Below are 16,540 nucleotides of genomic sequence, written 5' to 3'. Positions count from 1 at the left end.
GCGCGAACTTTGTAGTTCGCGTTTGTGGGGGTGAAGGCTATTTTTTAGCGCAAATCATGGCCGCCGCCGCGCCATTCAATTAACGTAAACCGACGACGCGAACCACAAAGTTCGCGCTACTGCCCATGCGAAAACTTACCATGGCCGAGCTGAACCGCGTGGCGGTGGCCGACTTCAAAAGTACGCCCAAAAGCCCCGTGGTTTTGGTGATGGACAACGTGCGCAGCCTGCACAACGTGGGCGCCGTGTTCCGCACCGCCGACGCGTTTGCGCTCGAAAAAATCTGGCTTTGCGGCATTACCGGCCGGCCGCCGCACCGCGAAATCACCAAAACCGCCCTGGGCAGCGAGGCCGCCGTGGCCTGGGAATACGCCCCCGAAACGGCCGACGCCGTGGGGGCCCTAAAAGCGGCCGGCTACCAGGTGGTGGCCGTGGAGCAAACCACGGGCAGCGTGCCGCTGCCGCAGTTCCAGCCCGCGCCGGGCCGGCCGCTGGCGCTGGTGCTGGGCAACGAGGTGTTCGGGGTGGACGACGCGGTGCTGGCCCTGTGCGACGTGGCCGTGGAAATCCCGCAGTTCGGCACCAAGCACTCGCTGAACGTGGGCGTGGCGGCCGGCGTAGTCCTCTGGGACGTGCTGGTGAAGCTGGGCGTAGTGTAGTTAGCTGTTAGCTGTTAGCTGTTAGCTGTTAGCTGTTAGCTGTTAGCTGTTAGCTGTTAGCTGTTAGCTGTTAGCTGTTAGCTGTTAGCTGTATAACACATTGCTTATCAATAGGTTGTTTGGCAACGTATCTTTTCTAAATTAAATTACAACGAGGCTAAAAGCTGACAGCTAATGGCTAACAGCTCCAAAAAGCCATGCCCGATTTCTTCCGTCCCGACGACCAGCTCCGCGCCCTGCGCCCGCTGGTACCCACCCAAACGCCCGCCGACGCGGCCACCGACACCGTGGGCGACTTCCTGCACGCCACGCTGCGCCCCGTGCTGAAGCTGCAAAACGCACTCCTGCTGGCCGCCGTAGCCGACTTCGTGCACGACCACCACATTGCCCTGGCCGCGGCCGACGCCACTACCCGGCAGCGCCTGCTTACCGAACTGCTGGGCCGCAACACCAAGCTGCGCTACACCATCGTCGGCCTCGTCACGGCCCTGTTCACGGCCGAAGAATACGCCTACTACCGCACCCAGCGGCCCGAGCTAAACCGCCGCCTGCTGGCCCTGGCCCAGCAGCGCGTGCTCGACCAGGTTGCCGCTGTAGTACTCCTGGCCACCGAGTAAAGAACGGCCGGGCCCCGCGGGGCCCGGCCGCTAGCGCCTGGGTATTCGGAGGCTTATTCGTACTGCGAATCCTGGAGCTGCACGGCATCGGTATTTTTGCGCATCCGCATATTCAGCAGCTCCACCAGCAGCGAGAAGAACATGGCGAAATAAACATAACCTTTGGGCACTTCCTGGTGAGCAGCTTCGAGAATGAGCATGCCGCCGATCATGACCAGAAACGACAGCGCTAGCACCTTGATGGTAGGGTTGCGGTTCACAAAATCGGCCACTACGCCTGAGAATGCCAACATGATGCACATGGCCAGCACCACGGCCGCAATCATCACCAGCACGTTGCTCACCAGGCCCACAGCCGTGAGGATGGAGTCGAAGCTGAACACGATGTCGATGATGACGATTTGGATGACTACGCCCAGCATGGTGCTGCCGGCCTTGCCCGTGCCGGTGGCGTCGTCGTCGTGGCCTTGCAGCTTTTCGTAAATCTCGACGGTGCTTTTATACAGCAAAAACAAGCCCCCGGCCATCAAAATCAGGTCGCGGCCCGTCACGCCGAAGGGCCCTTCGGCCGTTTGGATGGGCAGCGTAAAAAGCGGGGCCCGCAGGCTTACCAGCCACGAGATGCTCGTGAGCAGTCCGATGCGGAACACCAGGGCCAGCAGCAGGCCGATGGTGCGCCCGCGCGGCTGCTGGGCCCGGGGCAGCAGGTTGACGACGATGGAAATGAAGATGATATTATCAATCCCCAGCACGATCTCCATGAACGTGAGGGTCAGCAGGCTAATCCAGGTTTGCAGTTGCCCAAAGGCCGAGAAATCGTACATAAATCAATAGTGAAAACGTAAGAATGCGAGAATGCGAGAAATGAAAAAATTGGGCAGATTGATTATTTCTCACATTTCCACAGCATCTCATTTCCACATTTTTCAGGATTTCATGTTCACGAACTGCAACGGTAAGCCGATGTCGGAGCGGCGCAGCACGGCAATGGCGGCCTGCAGGTCGTCGATTTTTTTAGCCGTGACGCGCACCTGGTCGTCCTGCATTTGGGCCTCCACCTTCACCTTGGCGTCCTTGATGGCCTTGATGATTTTGCGGCCGAACTCTTTGTCTACGCCGGCCCGCACCTTGATGGTTTTCTTGATGAGCTGGCCGCTGGGCTGCTCGTCGGCCGTGAAGTCGAGGCTCGTGCCGTCAATGCCCTGCTTCACCACGCGGCCCAGCAGAATGTCTTCGAGGGCCTTCACGCGCATTGAGTTTTCTGACGACAGCAGGATGGTGTTTTCCTTCTTATTCAGCTCGATGCCGCCCTTGGTGTCGCGCAAATCGTAGCGGGTCAGAAGTTCTTTTTGGGCCGTGTTCACCGCGTTTTCGAGGGTTTGCGGGTCCACTTTGCTCACGATGTCGAAAGAAGCCATGCTGATTATCAAGTTAAAGTACAGATGAAGCCCCGGCCTGCCCGGCACGAAGATAGCCGCGGGCCAACTTGCCGCCGGGCGGGCCGGCTGGCCCGCCGCCGTCGCAGGGGGCTTGTAGTACGCGCCGCGCCCCGGGGCGTTGCGCCGGGGCCCGAGCGGGCCCACGCCACTGGCCGCTTGGGTTGGGCCCGGCCCGGCGGCATTTGCTGGAGCTTCTCGCGGCCGCGTCACAGGTCGGCGTACAGCTGAAAATCGCCCAGCAGCGAAAGCCAGGGGTGCTGGAGGGTAGCGGGGCGGTTGCGCCCCATAAAAAAATGGCCCCGGCGGGCCCCGGCGGGCCCCGGCGGGGCAAACCGGCCAGGGTCCATCAACCGGGGTTGGTTGATAACGCGGGTTTTAACCAAACTTGCCGGCCCAAACCTAAGCTCGCCTCTTCTCACCCGCCATGCCCGACGCTTTTCCGCCCGCCGCCCCTTCCAACCTGGCCGCGATGGTGGCCGTGTACAACCAAATTAACCACTACGGCCGCGCCAACGGCATGGTCCTCACCGTGCCGGGGCCCGGCCAGGCCGACTACCGGATGCGCGTGCTACCGGCCCACCTTTCGTCGCCCAATACCTGCCACGGCGGCGTGCTGGCCGGCCTGATGGATGCGGCCCTGGGGGCGGCGGCCCTCACGCTGGCCTTCGCCGCGCAGGAGCTGGTGTCCACCGTCGAGTTCAAAATGAACTACCTGCACCCCGTGCACCTGCACGACGAGCTGCGGGCCGAGGGCCGCGTGGAACACACCGGCCAGCGCCTGCTGGTGAGCAGCTGCGTGGTGTACCGCGTGGCGGCCGGGGCCCCCGACGTGGCCGTGGCCCGCGGCCTGGGCACCTTCAACCGCTACCCGGCCGACAAGCGCGACTTCGCGCAGCTGCTGCGGGGCCCCGAGTCGGACCACATTCGCTAGCCTGCGCCCGCGCCAAGGCCCAAAAAAAGCGCCGCGGGGGCCCCGCGGCGCTTTTTTTTATTCATACCATCGAAAAGCTAACAGCTAATGGCTGAAAGCTAACGGCTCAAAAAAGCTACAGCTCGGCGGTTTCCGTGCGCAGGGCGGGCTCGGGCTCGTAGTCGTCGGTGTCGCCCAGGTGCGGGGCGGCCACTTTGCGCACGTTGCGGGCGCAGTCCTCGTCGCGGTGGTTGCGGCCCACCGTGAACTCCACCCAGTCGCCCTCGCGCAGGTCGTTGAAGTCGCCCTCGGTGAGGTCGGCGTAGCTGAAGAACAGGTTGTTGGGGGGCATCACCACGAAGCCAAAGCCGTTTTTCAGGTTTTTGATGGTGCTCATGCCGGTGGTGCCCACGGGGCCGGCGGCGGTGGGCCCGGTGGGGCGGGCCACTTTGGCGGCAGCGGCGGCCGAAGCAGCGCTGGCGGCGCTGGGCGCAAACGCGGCCGGCTCCGACTGGCTCACGAACAGGGCCTCCACCACTTCGTCCTGGGCGGTCAGGCCGCGGTCAATCACGGCGTGCATGGCCACGGGGTAGGTCACCTGCTCCAGCAGCTGCTGCGAGGCGCGCGTCACGCGGGTTTCGCCCTTGAAGTCCTCGTACTTGAAGTCCCAGTTCAGCAGCATTACGCGGGTGCCCACCGTGTTGAGCTTGCGGATGAGGGGCACGTAGTCCGAGTCGCCGGCGATGAGCACCACCACGTCGAGGGTTTTGTGCAGGGCCAGCTCCAGGGCCTCCAGCGAGAGCCACACGTCGATGCCTTTCTCTTGCAGGCGGCCGTCGCGGGTTTTCAGGGGCATGTAATGGGTGCTCACGCCCAGGTTCATCAGGATATCGTCGAGCAGGCGGTCGTGAAACAGCCGGTCTTTGTCGCGGGCTTCGGTGGCCGAGAGGCGGCCCCGGAAAAAGTGCGCGTCGGTGATCTGCGCCAGGCGCACGTCCACATCCTCTTCCTCAGCAACCTGGTGGCGAATAAACTCGTGCAGCCCTTCAAGGCTGATGCGGGCTTTGCGCTCGTGCTGGAAATAATAATAGTCGCTGATTTTCAAAAAATAATTGCCGTCGTAGAACACGCCGACGCGAATCAGGGGGCTATTCATCTGGTTCATGCGGATGGTTGGGTAAAGTATTGGTAAATGAGAGACGATTTTAGGTGGGAGGAGTAGACGGTAACGCACCGAGCCGCGCGGCAATGGCGGCAAGGGGTATGGCAGGTCGGAAGTGGGGAGGGAGCGGTGGCAGGCAAAAGCCGGGGCCAACCGGGGCCTTTTCGGCCGTTAATTATAATTATAGTGAATAACTAAACAAATACCCTCACCGAGAGCCGCTTGGGACCGCACCAAATAATGCGTGCCGGGCAGCGGCCTGCCTCAACTCTTCATATATCCGCTGCGAAGCTAACATCCCGTGCCGATTAAAGCAACCGATTGCCGGTTTCTTTTTCGGTCCAAGCACAGAAAATAATCATTATAGTCCTATTCTTCCTATCACTAAGCCCAGCACTAGCAGCGCGTAACCCGCGCAGATGCCCACTTCCAGCAGGTTGCCGGTGGCCGAGCCGGTGCGGATTAACGGGATTTTAAAGGCGTAGCCGAACAGCGGAAACAACCACTTCACCCCCGCTTTGGTGAGGCTGTCGGCCACGAGGTGCGAGGCGTAGCCGGCGCCCGCAAACAGCGCCACGCCGTGCCAACCCAGGTGGTGCTCGGCCAGGTAGCCGGTGTAGGTCCAGAAGGCGGTGGCCCACGCGGTGTGCGTCCAGGAGCGGTGGCTGGTGAAGGGGGCCAGGGCTACGAAGGCCCCCAGCAGGCTCAGCCACAGCTGCCCGGCGTAGAGGCCCGCCACGCCGGTGGCCAGCCCCGTGAACAGCAGCGCCAGCCGCCGCGCCGAGCCGCCCTGCAGGCCGGCCCCAATCAGCCCAAAACCCAGCGCGATGAGGTAGTACAGCCGCTGCCCGCCGCCCACGTGCAGGTACAGGTAGCTGTAGGCCCCGATGACCAGGGCCCCTACCACGAAGGCCCAGCGCACGTAGTGCTGCGCGAAGCCCAAGCGCTGGCTCAGGCGGCTTTCGGGGTGGTCGAGGTCGGGGGCCAGGGCCGAGAAGCCGGCCAGGGCCACGCCGGCCAGCGAGGCCGGCACGCCCGGGGCTAGGCCCGCAACGGCCACGCCCGTGATGAGGCCGATGGCCAGGTGGGAAGATCCGCGCACGGAAAAAGTTAAATCAAAAAAGCCCGCCACAAAGCTAGGGCGGGCCTTCACAAACCAAGCAGAGCTACTCGCCCTGCTCCAGGCGGCCGATGCGCGTTTCGTGGTCTTTGATGGCGATACGGGAGTCAACTTGGTGGCTCACCAGCTGGCCCATGTTCACGGACATGGCGTGGATGAGCCGCTCGGTGTCCTGCTTGGCATCGACGCGGTTGCGCTCCATCTGGTTCACCAAGCCGCCGATTTGGGTGCCCACGTAGTTCATCTGCGTGCGCAACCCCTTCATTTCGTCGCGCATCTCGCCGATATCGCCGCGCATCTCGTTAACGTCTTTCCTCAGGTCTTTTATATCGCCGCGCATTTCTTTAATATCGGTACGGACTTCGTGCATTTCGATGAGAATTTCGGCGACGACCAGGGGCAAGTCTTTGTTATCCATAAAACGCGGGCAACGGTAAAAAGTGCGGGATTCATTTGCAAGGTACGGCCGGAAACCTTCGCCGGGCCCCGGGTGTATTGCAGGGGCCAGCCCGGCCGGAATACGTTCTGGCCGGGCTGCTTTACGTGTTTCCGCCTAGCCCCGACCGTTGTGCAAGTAGTTGATTTTCTGCGCCTATACCGCCTCTCGCCCGAAATCCAGACCCTGGCCGCCCGCCTGCGCGAGGCCGCTAAGCCGGGCCCCGGCGGCGTGCGCCTGCACCTGCGCGGCCTGGTGGGCAGCCAGGATGCGGTGGTGGCCACCGCGGCCGCCAACCCCCAGCACGCCCACGTATTCGTGCTGCACGACAAGGAAGAAGCGGCGTATTTCCTGGCCGATTTGCAGCACTTGCTGCCCGAGGGCAGCGAGGCGCTGCTGTTCCCCAGCTCGTACAAGCGGCCCTACCAGTTCGACGAAACCGAGAACGCCAACGTGCTGATGCGCGCCGAGGCCCTGAACCGCCTCAACACCGTGCGCGGCGGGGCAGCGGGGCAGGGCGTGTTCATCGTGACGTACCCGGAGGCGCTGACGGAGAAGGTTATTAACCGCCAGAGCCTGGTGAAGAACACGTTCACGGCCAAAACGGGCGACAAGCTGGACGTGAATTTCCTGGGCGAGTTGCTGGGCGAGTACGATTTTGAGAAGACGGATTTCGTGTACGAGGCCGGGCAATACGCCGTGCGCGGCGGCATCGTGGACGTGTTCAGCTATGCCAACGACCTGCCGTTTCGGCTGGAGCTGTTCGGCGACGAGATTGAAAGCATCCGCACGTTCAACCCGGAAACGCAGCTGTCGGTGGAGCCGCGGCCGCAGGTGAGCATTATTCCGAACGTGCAAACCAAGCTGTTGCAGGAAAAGCGGGAGGCTTTTTTCGAGTTTTTACCCCCCACGGCCTGCCTGTGGCTGAAGGACGTGCGCCAGACGCTGGACGTGGTGGCGGACCTGTACGAGCGGGCGGAAACCAACTTCCAGGCGATGCTGGGCGAGGGCGGCGGCATGCAGATTGTGAGCAAGCCGGCCGACTTGTTTGAGTCGGGTAAGAACTTCAAGAAGTCGCTCGACGGCTTTGCGGTGGTGGAGTTCGGCAAACGGTTCCACTTCAAAAATGCCGACTCGTTTCAGTTTGGAGCCAAGCCGCAGCCGAGCTTCAACAAGGAATTCCCGCGGATGGCGAAGAACCTGCGCGAGAACCAGGTGCGCGACTTCACCACGATTATTGCCGCCGACACGGTGCGGCAGGCCGACCGGCTGCGCACAATTTTCGACGAGATTGACAACAACGTGCAGTTCCAGCACCTGCTGCTGGCCCTGCGCGAGGGCTTTGTGGACGAGCAGATGGGCCTGGCCGTGTACACCGACCACCAGCTGTTTGAGCGCTACTACCGGGCCCAGGAAACCAAGAAGTTCTCGAAGAAAAAGGCGCTGACGCTGCGCGAGCTAAAGACCTTGCAGCCCGGCGACTACGTGACGCACCAGGACTACGGCATTGCCCGGTTTGCGGGCCTCACGCAGGTAGATATTAACGGGCAGATTCAGGAGGCCATCCGGCTGGTGTACCGCGACGACGACGTGCTGACGGTGAGCATCCACGCGCTGCACAAAATTGCCAAGTACAGCGGCGCCGAGGGGGCCCCACCGAGCATGAGCAAACTGGGCTCGCCGGAGTGGGAGAATAAGAAGCGGGCCGTCAAGAAGAAGGTGAAGGACATTGCGGCCGACCTTATTCGGCTGTACGCCAAGCGGAAGACGGCCCCGGGCTTCGCCTTTTCGGCCGACGGCTTTATGCAGGCCGAGCTGGAATCGAGCTTCATTTACGAGGACACGCCCGACCAGGCCAAGGCCACCGAGGACGTGAAGCACGACATGCAGCAGCCCCACCCGATGGACCGCCTTGTCTGCGGCGACGTGGGCTTCGGCAAGACGGAGGTGGCCATTCGGGCGGCCTTCAAGGCCGTGGCCGACGGCAAGCAGGCGGCGGTGCTGGTGCCGACGACCATCCTGGCGATGCAGCACTATAAGACGTTCCGGGACCGGCTGGCCACGCTGCCGGTGACCGTGGAGTACGTGAACCGCTTCAAAACCACGAAGCAGATCAAGGAAACCTTGCAGCGCGTGGCGGAGGGCAAAACCGATATTCTGATTGGCACGCACCGGCTGACCAATAAGGACATCGTTTTCAAAGACCTCGGCTTGCTGATTATCGACGAGGAGCAGAAGTTCGGCGTGAAGACCAAGGACAAGCTCAAGGAGCTGAAGGTGAACGTGGACACGCTCACGCTCTCGGCCACGCCGATTCCACGGACGCTGCACTTCTCGCTAATGGGGGCCCGGGATTTGAGCGTAATTGCCACGCCCCCGCCCAACCGCCAGCCGGTGCAAACCGAGCTACACGTGTACGACGAGATTCTGATCCGCGACGCGGTGGCCCGGGAGCTGAAGCGCGGCGGGCAGGTGTTCTTCGTGCACAACCGCATCAAGGACATCGAGGAAGTGGCGGGCATGATTCTGCGCCTCGTGCCGGACGCCAAGATCACCTACGCCCACGGCCAGATGGAGGGGGACTTGCTGGAGAAGCGCATGATGAAGTTCGTGGAGGGCGAGTACGACGTGCTGGTGAGCACGAGCATCATCGAGAGCGGGCTCGACATTCCGAACGCCAACACCATCATCATCAACCGGGCGCACCTGGCCGGTCTCAGCGACTTGCACCAGATGCGGGGCCGCGTGGGCCGCTCCAACCGCAAGGCCTACTGCTACCTGCTGACGCCGCCCGTGGCCGGCCTGCCCGCCGACGCCCGTAAGCGCCTGAGCACGCTGGAGGAGTTTTCGGACCTCGGCGCAGGCTTCAACGTGGCCATGCGCGACCTCGACATTCGCGGGGCCGGCAACCTGCTGGGCGGCGAGCAGAGCGGCTTCATCAACGACTTAGGTTACGAAACCTACCACCAGATCCTGGACGAGGCGGTGCGCGAATTGAAGGAAACCGAGTTCAAGGACCTGTTCATGGGCGACTCGAACCAGCGCCTGCAAGCCGCCGCCGGGGCCGCCCGCAACCACGAGTGCAGCGTGGAAACCGACCGCCAGGTGCTGATACCGGACCGCTACGTGAGCAACGTGTCGGAGCGCTTGCAGCTGTACGCCAAGCTCGACCGGGCCGAGAAGCCCGAGGCCCTGCGCAAGCTACTGGCTAGTATGGTAGACCGCTTCGGGCCCCTGCCGGCCGAGGTGGAGCAGCTCGCCGACCTCGTGCGCCTGCGCTGGCAAGCCGGCCGCCTGGGCTTCGCCAAGCTCACGCTGAAGCGCGACACGCTGAAGGGCTACCTGCCCGCGGGCCCCGAGCACCAGGCGTACTTCCAGGGCGACCAATTTGGCGACATTCTTAACTACGTGCAGACCCACGCCCGCAGCGCCAGCATGAAGGAACGCAAAGAGCAGTTGGTCATCACGTTCGAGGAAGTGAAGTCCATCCCGCAGGCCAAAAAGGTACTGGCCGAGCTGGGCAGTGCTGAATTGGTGGAGGCATAAAACCGGATTTCGCTACCTTGCGCAAAACAATTAACCCATGGATTACAACGAGCGTTTTGGACAGATTGAGGCCCTGCTGGCCGACCTGCTGCGCCGCATGGACCGGCACACCGAGCAACAAGGCACCCGCGCCGATGAGCAAGGGGCCCAGATGGATGCGCTACTCCCCATCCTCACCGCCTACGAAGCGCGGTTTCAGCGGCTGGAAGCGGCCGTTTTCAATAAGGCCATCTAGAATTCCGGCGCTTGAGAAACTGATGGATCCCGGCTTGGTGGTTACCGAGCCGGGATTTTTATTACCCTTCCCCACCATTGCTGCTCGCCGCTGACCGAAGCTAAACAGTAGGATTAAACCTGGGAAAAACTTGCTACGGAGCGGGCCAAAACGGCGCGGGAAGTGTTGTTATGGCCTACGCTTTCCCTTCCTTTTTTTTTATGAAAAAGCTCCTTTTCCTGGCTGTCCTGGCGGCTGGTATTGCCACCGCCCAGGCTTAGTCGGGCCCCACCAACCACAAGCCCGTGGTGGGCAACCCCGAAACGGCCGCGCCCAACGGCCCGGTGAACGCCGGCGTGAAGCCCGGCCAGAAAGTGGACACGGCCCCCGCCACGGGGGCCAACCGGGCGTCGCGCTCCAGCTCCACGGCCAAGGCCGCCCGCCAGGGCACAGCCACGGGCAACGACAAACCCCAGTCGATGGGCAAGAACGCGGCCGTGAAGCCGGGCGCGAAGAAGTAGCCCGGGCCACTGCCAGCGCCCCCTGGCCGGCCCCCCGCCCACGCGAGGGGCCGGTTTTTTATTTATTGCCCTGCACCACCACCGTGGCGGTGCCGCGCACGGGCTGGCCGGCGGGCGTGAGCCCTTCGGCCACTACTTGGAAAGTACCGTTAACGTCGGCCGTGAACACTGTGAAGGCGGCCTCGCCGGCGGCGTTGGTGCGCACGTCGGGGTTCCAGTAGAGGGCGGTGCGGCGCGGGTCGGGGCCCGGGGCGGTGAGCGTGGGGGCCCCGTAGCGCGGCGCGTAAAATTCGCGGGCCTGGTAGTAGCCGGGCAGGCGCACGGTGGCAATGCCCGGCGCGGGGCCCTTGTCGGCCCCCTTGTACTTCGAGTCGCCGCGCTTGGTGTAAATGGCGATGGCCCCGCCCGAGCCCCCAAAGATGGCCGCCTCGGTGCCTTTGAAAACTTCCACGGCCTCGATGTCGTTGGACGTGAGGTTGCTGATGAATTCGAGGTCCACCTTCTGGCCGTCCAGGATGAAGATGGGCGTGCCCTGGTTGCGAATCTGCACGCTCATGTTGGGCGGGTTGCCGGTGACGGTGAGGCCGGCGATGCGCCCTTGCAGCACCTGGAGGATGTTCATGCCCGACTGGGCCGAAGGAATTTCGGTGAAATCGACCAGCGTGCCGCCCGTGGCCCCGTAAAGGCGGCGCGAATCGTTGGGCGGCACCACCACGCGCTTGGCCGTCACGGCCACGTTGCCGAGCAGGATGTTGCGCACCACCATGCCCGCGTGCAGGTTGGGGTTCATCTCGTGCTCGTCGGCCTGCTGCTGGCGGCTGCGCTTCATGTAATCGACGATGGCGGGCGGCGGCGCGGGCAGCGGCGGCAGCGGCGGGCCCACGAGGGGCGGCCCGGTGTCGGTGCGGATGACGACGTTGGAACCGCCCTGGGCCCGCCGGGCTTGCAGGGTCACCACGGCCGTGTCGCGGCCGTCGAAGCCCACGAAGTTGAAGCGGCCGCTGGCGTCGGTGGTGCCGGTGGTGACCTGCCGCACGGGCCGGGTCTCAACGAACGTGAGCTGGCTGTTGGGGATGGGGCGGTAGCCGTGCTCGCTCAGCACCTGCCCGCTGAGGGCCAGCGCCTTGTCGGCGGCAAACGGCACAGCGGCCGGCTGGCCGCTCAGCACGTCTTTCCACACGAAACGCCGCCAGCCCTGGGTCAGCAGCAGGTTGTCGAGGGCCTGGGCCGTGGCGGCCGACGGGGCCTGGAAGTAGTAGCCGGGGTTTTCGACGTAGCCCGCCAGGTCCGACGTCAGCAGCAGGTTCGAGGCGATGGTTTCGGCGTTGGGGTCAAGGCCGCCCACGCTGCCTTCGGCCACGGCCACCGAGAAGTGGGCGGCCACGGGCTGGCCGGCGGCGTCGGCCACGCGCACGCGCACCTGCACCGGGGCCCGCAGGCCGTAGCTGGGCCGGTCGGCGGTGATGGTGGCGGGCAGGGCGGCCGGGCCGTTTTGCACGAAGGCCAGCCGCTCGGCCTGGGGCGTGCCCTTCTCGTCAACCAGGGTAATGTGCAGGATGCCGTTGGGGTAGCGCGCCTTGGCGAGCCGCCAGGTGGCCGGCGCGGGCCCGTCGAGCGGGCGCTGGCCGATGTACACCAGGTAGCCGCGCACCTCCGTGAGCAGCATGGCCTGGGCGGGGGCCGTGGTGCCGGGCGCGGCGTGGTAGCGGGCCTCCACCACGTACTCGGCCCCGGCGTCGGCTACGTGCAGCACGTAGCCGCTGGCCTGCGGGGCCGGCAAGGGGTAGTCGGCGGCGCCGCCGCCGGGCAGCGTGAGGTGGGCGTGGTACTGGTGGCCGGCGGCGGGCACGAAGGCGAAGCGCCCCATGCCCAGGTGCGCGGTGGCAAAAGCGGCCACCACCACCGCGTTGCGCTCGTCCAGGATTTGGCCACGCACGTCCACGCCGCGGCCGCCGGGGGCCACGGCCTTGCAGGCCACCACCGCGGGCAGGCCCTCCACCAGGCTGCCGCCTTCGGGGAAAAACTGCACGTCGGGCCGGCCCCCCGGAGCCGCCGCGGGGGCCGGGGCCCCGGCCTTGCGGGCGGCCGAGGCCATCGGCGGCACGGCTTCGGCGGTGTAGGGCGAAGCGGGCCACACCTGCAAGCGCCGGCTGTAGATGAAGTTATCGCCGGCGTTGCGCATCCAGGTGGTGTAGGCCCGCAGCTGGTACACGCCGGCCGCCAGCGTGTCGGTCACGTCGATGTCGCCGGCGGCGCGGCCGCCTTGCAGGCGCAGGGTGCGGCGCGACACGATTTTCTGCTCCGGCGACACCAAATCGACGTACAGCACCCGGCTCGTGGAGTCGGCCTGGTGGCGCAGGGCGTCCACCACGTAGGCGCTGAACCAGATGGTTTCGCCGGTGGCGTACACCGGCTTGTCGAGGTGCAGGTAGGCTTTCTCGGGCAGCACGGCGGCGTAGTACTCGCTCACCTGCCGGGCGATGCGCTGGAGGATGTTCTCTTCGGGGGGGCGGGGCCGGGCGGCCGTCAGGGCCAGCAGGCCGGGACCGGCCAGCAGGGCCAGCGCCCAGCCGTTGCGGAAAAAAGGTGCGTTCATCGGTGAAAGCTACTCAGGATTTGGCCCCCCAACGCGAGGATAAGCCGTTTGGGGGTGGACGCCGGATGAAGCCCCCGGGGCCCCAACGCCAAACGGGCCCCGTCATTGCTGGCGGGGCCCGTTGCAAAGGGCCGGCCGGCCGCGCTTAGTCGCAGCCGTCGGGGCCGCAGGCGGGGCCATCGGCGGCGCCGGCCACGGCCACCAGCTGGGGCCGGGCGGGCTGGGCCTCTTCCCACACCTTGTTCAGTACTTCGGTAAACAGTTCGGCCGGCTGGGCCCCCGACACGGCGTACTTGTCTTCGAATACGAAAAAGGGCACGCCCTGCACGCCGATTTGCTGGGCCTGGTACTCGTCGTAGCGCACGGCTTCGGCGTATGTACCGGCGGCCAGCGCCTGGCGAATCTCGGCGGCGTCGAGGCCCACTTCGGAACCGAGTTGCACCAGGGTGTCCACGTCGTTCAGGTCGCGGCCCTGGGTGTAATAGGCGGCCATCAGGCGCTCCTTGGTGGCATCCTGGCGGCCGTGGTGGGCCCCCAGGTGAATGAGTTGGTGGGCCAGAAAGGTGTTGGCCGGCACGGCACGCTCGAAGTCGTAGTGCAGGCCCACTTCCTTGGCGACGCCGGCCATGTAATCGTTCATTTTGCGGCCCTCGGCCAGGGAAACGCCCTTTTTGGCGGCCAGCGACGCGTGGATGCTCACGCCGGGCTCGGGCACGAAGTCGGGCGTGAGTTGGAAGCTGCGCCACGTCACCTCCACCGTTTCGGGGTGGCCAAACTGCCGGAGGCCCTCTTCGAAGCGGCGCTTGCCGATGTAGCAGAACGGGCACACCACGTCGGACCAGATTTCAACTTTCATAATTACAAGTAGTTGCGGGGTTGAAAAAACCAGCGGCGCGGACCCGCGCGGCGGTTCATTATCCGGTAACAAGCACCGGGGGCCCGAATGTTCACCCCCGCCGCGCCGGGTACCTGGCCGGGCGCCGGGCCCGCGGGGGCCAGCCGTTCCAAGCCCGCCAGGGTTCAGCTTGCGCAAACCGGGGGCAACGTTTTGCACCGGAACCGGGTAAAACGGGTTCGGGCTTGGAAGCCTTTTCATTCGTTTATCAACTCCTCACCATCATGGAATTTCAAGAATTGGGCGCTTCCGGCGTCAAGGTTTCGCGCATCACGTTCGGCAGCTGGGCGGCCGGCGGCTGGATGTGGGGCGGCACCGAGCAGAACGACGCCGTGGGCGCCATCCACGCCAGCTACGACCTGGGCGTGACGAGCATCGACACGGCCCCCATCTACGGGCAGGGCCTGAGCGAAGAGATTGTGGGCGAGGCCATCAAGAGCCTGCCGCGCGACAAGGTGCAGGTGCTCACCAAGTTCGGCATGCGCTGGGACCTGGCCCAGGGCGACTTCGCCATGAAGAGCAAAAACAACCAGGGCGAGGACATCGACGTGTACAAGTACGCCGGCCGCGCCAGCATTATCAAGGAGTGCGAGGACAGCCTGCGCCGCCTGGGCACCGACTACATCGACCTTTACCAGCAGCACTGGCCCGACGTGACCACGCCGATTGACGAGACCATGGAAGCCGTGCAGCGCCTCGTGGAGCAGGGCAAGGTGCGGGCCGTGGGCGTGAGCAACTACTCGGTGGCGCAGATGGAGGAGGCCGAAAAAACCATCAAGCTGGCCTCCAACCAGGTGCCGTACAGCATGTTGCGGCGCGACATTGAGAAGGACGTGGTGCCGTACTGCCGGGCCAACAACAAGGGCATCCTGGTGTACAGCCCCTTGCAGCTGGGCCTGCTGACGGGCAAGATGAAGCCCGGCCAGCACTTCGACGCCAGCGACCTGCGCAGCACCAACAAAATGTTCCGGCCCGAGAGCGTGACGCGGGTGAACGAGTTCCTGAACAAAATCCGGCCCCTGGCCGAAACCAAGGGCGCCACCCTCGGCCAGCTCGTGCTGCGCTGGACGCTGGCGCAGCCCGGCATCACGGTGACGCTGGTGGGGGCCCGCAACCCCGAGCAGGCCGTGCAAAACGCCCGGGCCATCGACGTGCCGCTCTCGTTCGAGGAAATCGACTTCATCGGCAAGCAGCTGCGGGCCCTGGAACCGGCCGCGGCCGCCGCCTAGGGCCAGGGGCCCCGCCCCCGAAAATTGAAAAGGCGCGGCTAGCTTTGGCCGCGCCTTTTTTTGTGTCCATGCCCCTGCCCTACCGCCGCCTCGTCGTCAAAATCGGCTCCAACGTCCTCACCCGGCCCGACGGCCTGCCCGACCTGGCCCGCCTCACCGAGCTGGTGGCCCAGGTGGCCGCGCTGCACGCCCGGGGCCTGGAAATCATTGTGGTATCGTCGGGGGCCGTGGCGGCCGGGCGCAGCCTGCTCACCCTACCGCCCAGAACCGACGCCGTGCGCAGCCGCCAGGTGCTGGCCGCCCTGGGCCAGGTGAAGCTGCTGGGCCTGTACGCCGAGCGCCTGGCCACCCACGGCCTGCTGGGGGCCCAGGTGCTGGTGACGAAGGAAGACTTCCGCGACCGCCGGCACTACCAGAACATGCAAAACTGCTTCCTGGAGCTGCTCCAGCAGCAGGTGGTGCCCATCGTGAACGAGAACGACGTGGTGGCCGTCACCGAGCTGATGTTCACCGACAACGACGAGCTGGCCGGCCTCATCGCCGCCCAGCTCAACGCCGATGCGCTCATCATCCTCAGCAACGTGGACGGCATTTTCGACGGCGACCCGGCGGCCCCGGGCTCGCGGGTGGTTCAGGAAATTGCGCCGGGGGCCACGGGCTTCGCGGGGTTCATCACCACGCAACGCTCGCAGTTTGGGCGCGGCGGCATGCTCACCAAGTGCCATATGGCCCACAAGGTGGCCAAGCTGGGCATCGGCGTGCACATTGCCAACGGCCGCACCGCCGGCATCCTGCCCGCCGTGCTGGCCGGCACCGCCGTGCACACCTGGTTTCGGCCGGGCAAAACGGCCTCGGGCCGCAAGAAGTGGCTGGCCCACGCCCAGGCCGCGGCCCAGGCCGTGGTGCGCGTGAACGCCGGGGCCCGGGCCGCCCTCACCGCGCCCGGCCACGCCAGCAGCCTGCTGCCGGTGGGCGTGGTGGCCATCGAAGGCCCGTTCCAGAAGGGCGACATCGTGCGGCTGACCGACGACGCCACCGGCCAGCCCTTCGCCCTGGGCATAGCCGAGTACGGGGCCGACAAAGCCCTGGAGTGGCTGGGCCAGCAGCACAAAAAGCCGCTGGTGCACTACGATTACCTGTTTTTGAACCCCGAGGCGTAGGGCCCGGCTGCGAACGGGCGGCGGCTCGTTTGTCAC

16 protein-coding genes are annotated in these 16,540 nt (G+C 64.9%); 8 read left to right on the top strand and 8 right to left on the bottom strand.

Annotated elements, in window-relative coordinates; translation table 11 throughout:
* Nucleotides 1-125 precede the first annotated feature (125 nt).
* Nucleotides 126-659, top strand: a complete 534-nt coding sequence (locus HNP98_RS06295; protein WP_173809190.1) for an RNA methyltransferase — start codon at nucleotides 126-128, stop codon at nucleotides 657-659.
* A 197-nt stretch (nucleotides 660-856) separates the two neighbouring features.
* Entirely contained in the window at nucleotides 857-1,276 is a 420-nt protein-coding gene (locus tag HNP98_RS06290) for a hypothetical protein (protein ID WP_173809189.1), read from the top strand.
* A gap of 53 nt (nucleotides 1,277-1,329) precedes the next feature.
* Here HNP98_RS06290 and HNP98_RS06285 read toward each other — a convergent pair whose 3' ends face one another.
* From HNP98_RS06285 to HNP98_RS06275, 3 genes are all read right to left on the bottom strand, one after another.
* The gene (locus tag HNP98_RS06285; RefSeq protein WP_173809188.1) at nucleotides 1,330-2,100 is read right to left on the bottom strand and encodes a TerC family protein; all 771 of its coding nucleotides are present in this window, start codon (nucleotides 2,098-2,100) and stop codon (nucleotides 1,330-1,332) included.
* A 102-nt stretch (nucleotides 2,101-2,202) separates the two neighbouring features.
* Nucleotides 2,203-2,694: a YajQ family cyclic di-GMP-binding protein gene (locus tag HNP98_RS06280; RefSeq protein WP_173809187.1), complete on the bottom strand. Its 492-nt coding sequence runs from the start codon at nucleotides 2,692-2,694 to the stop codon at nucleotides 2,203-2,205.
* Between the two features lie 227 nt (nucleotides 2,695-2,921).
* Nucleotides 2,922-3,062, bottom strand: coding sequence for an Mpo1-like protein (locus tag HNP98_RS06275; protein ID WP_217425667.1), 141 nt, complete (start codon nucleotides 3,060-3,062; stop codon nucleotides 2,922-2,924).
* Nucleotides 3,063-3,139: 77 nt separating this feature from the next.
* On the opposite strand from HNP98_RS06275, the gene HNP98_RS06270 reads away from it, so the two are divergent.
* On the top strand, nucleotides 3,140-3,646 hold the full coding sequence (locus HNP98_RS06270; protein WP_173809186.1) for a PaaI family thioesterase: 507 nt from the start codon (nucleotides 3,140-3,142) through the stop codon (nucleotides 3,644-3,646).
* A 115-nt stretch (nucleotides 3,647-3,761) separates the two neighbouring features.
* On the opposite strand, the gene HNP98_RS06265 is transcribed toward HNP98_RS06270, so the two are convergent.
* The 3 genes from HNP98_RS06265 to HNP98_RS21825 all read right to left on the bottom strand — a co-directional run bounded on the left by HNP98_RS06265 (nucleotide 3,762) and on the right by HNP98_RS21825 (nucleotide 6,325).
* Complete coding sequence (locus tag HNP98_RS06265) at nucleotides 3,762-4,790, bottom strand: NYN domain-containing protein (RefSeq protein ID WP_173809185.1); 1,029 nt, start codon at nucleotides 4,788-4,790, stop codon at nucleotides 3,762-3,764.
* Between the two features lie 358 nt (nucleotides 4,791-5,148).
* Nucleotides 5,149-5,889, bottom strand: a complete 741-nt coding sequence (locus HNP98_RS06260) for a metal-dependent hydrolase (protein WP_173809184.1) — start codon at nucleotides 5,887-5,889, stop codon at nucleotides 5,149-5,151.
* Nucleotides 5,890-5,953: 64 nt separating this feature from the next.
* Nucleotides 5,954-6,325, bottom strand: coding sequence for a hypothetical protein (locus tag HNP98_RS21825; protein ID WP_173809183.1), 372 nt, complete (start codon nucleotides 6,323-6,325; stop codon nucleotides 5,954-5,956).
* Between the two features lie 150 nt (nucleotides 6,326-6,475).
* Here HNP98_RS21825 and mfd point away from each other — a divergent pair, with 150 nt between their 5' ends.
* The 3 genes from mfd (at nucleotide 6,476) to HNP98_RS06240 (ending at nucleotide 10,624) form a co-directional block, all read left to right on the top strand.
* Entirely contained in the window at nucleotides 6,476-9,889 is a 3,414-nt protein-coding gene (mfd, locus tag HNP98_RS06250) for a transcription-repair coupling factor (protein WP_173809182.1), read from the top strand.
* Nucleotides 9,890-9,926: 37 nt separating this feature from the next.
* Nucleotides 9,927-10,124 (top strand): hypothetical protein, encoded by a 198-nt coding sequence (locus HNP98_RS06245; RefSeq protein WP_173809181.1) that lies wholly within the window; start codon nucleotides 9,927-9,929, stop codon nucleotides 10,122-10,124.
* Between the two features lie 284 nt (nucleotides 10,125-10,408).
* A complete protein-coding gene (locus HNP98_RS06240; RefSeq protein WP_173809180.1) occupies nucleotides 10,409-10,624 on the top strand; it encodes a hypothetical protein in 216 nt (71 codons plus the stop codon).
* Nucleotides 10,625-10,682: 58 nt separating this feature from the next.
* Here the strand turns inward: HNP98_RS06240 and HNP98_RS06235 are convergent, their stop codons facing one another.
* Nucleotides 10,683-13,220, bottom strand: a complete 2,538-nt coding sequence (locus HNP98_RS06235; RefSeq protein ID WP_173809179.1) for a TonB-dependent receptor plug domain-containing protein — start codon at nucleotides 13,218-13,220, stop codon at nucleotides 10,683-10,685.
* A 145-nt stretch (nucleotides 13,221-13,365) separates the two neighbouring features.
* Nucleotides 13,366-14,076 (bottom strand): DsbA family oxidoreductase, encoded by a 711-nt coding sequence (locus HNP98_RS06230; protein ID WP_173809178.1) that lies wholly within the window; start codon nucleotides 14,074-14,076, stop codon nucleotides 13,366-13,368.
* 263 nt (nucleotides 14,077-14,339) lie between these two features.
* Here HNP98_RS06230 and HNP98_RS06225 point away from each other — a divergent pair, with 263 nt between their 5' ends.
* Both HNP98_RS06225 and proB read left to right on the top strand, forming a co-directional pair.
* Nucleotides 14,340-15,344, top strand: coding sequence for an aldo/keto reductase (locus HNP98_RS06225; RefSeq protein WP_173809177.1), 1,005 nt, complete (start codon nucleotides 14,340-14,342; stop codon nucleotides 15,342-15,344).
* Nucleotides 15,345-15,412: 68 nt separating this feature from the next.
* Nucleotides 15,413-16,504: a glutamate 5-kinase gene (gene proB / locus HNP98_RS06220; RefSeq protein WP_173809176.1), complete on the top strand. Its 1,092-nt coding sequence runs from the start codon at nucleotides 15,413-15,415 to the stop codon at nucleotides 16,502-16,504.
* Nucleotides 16,505-16,540: the final 36 nt, after the last annotated feature.

Origin of the sequence: Hymenobacter caeli, assembly GCF_013294115.1 — a bacterium.
Lineage (GTDB): Bacteria > Bacteroidota > Bacteroidia > Cytophagales > Hymenobacteraceae > Hymenobacter > Hymenobacter caeli.
The sequence above is the reverse complement of the archived record's forward strand: the minus strand, read 5'-3'. Positions and strand labels throughout refer to the sequence as shown.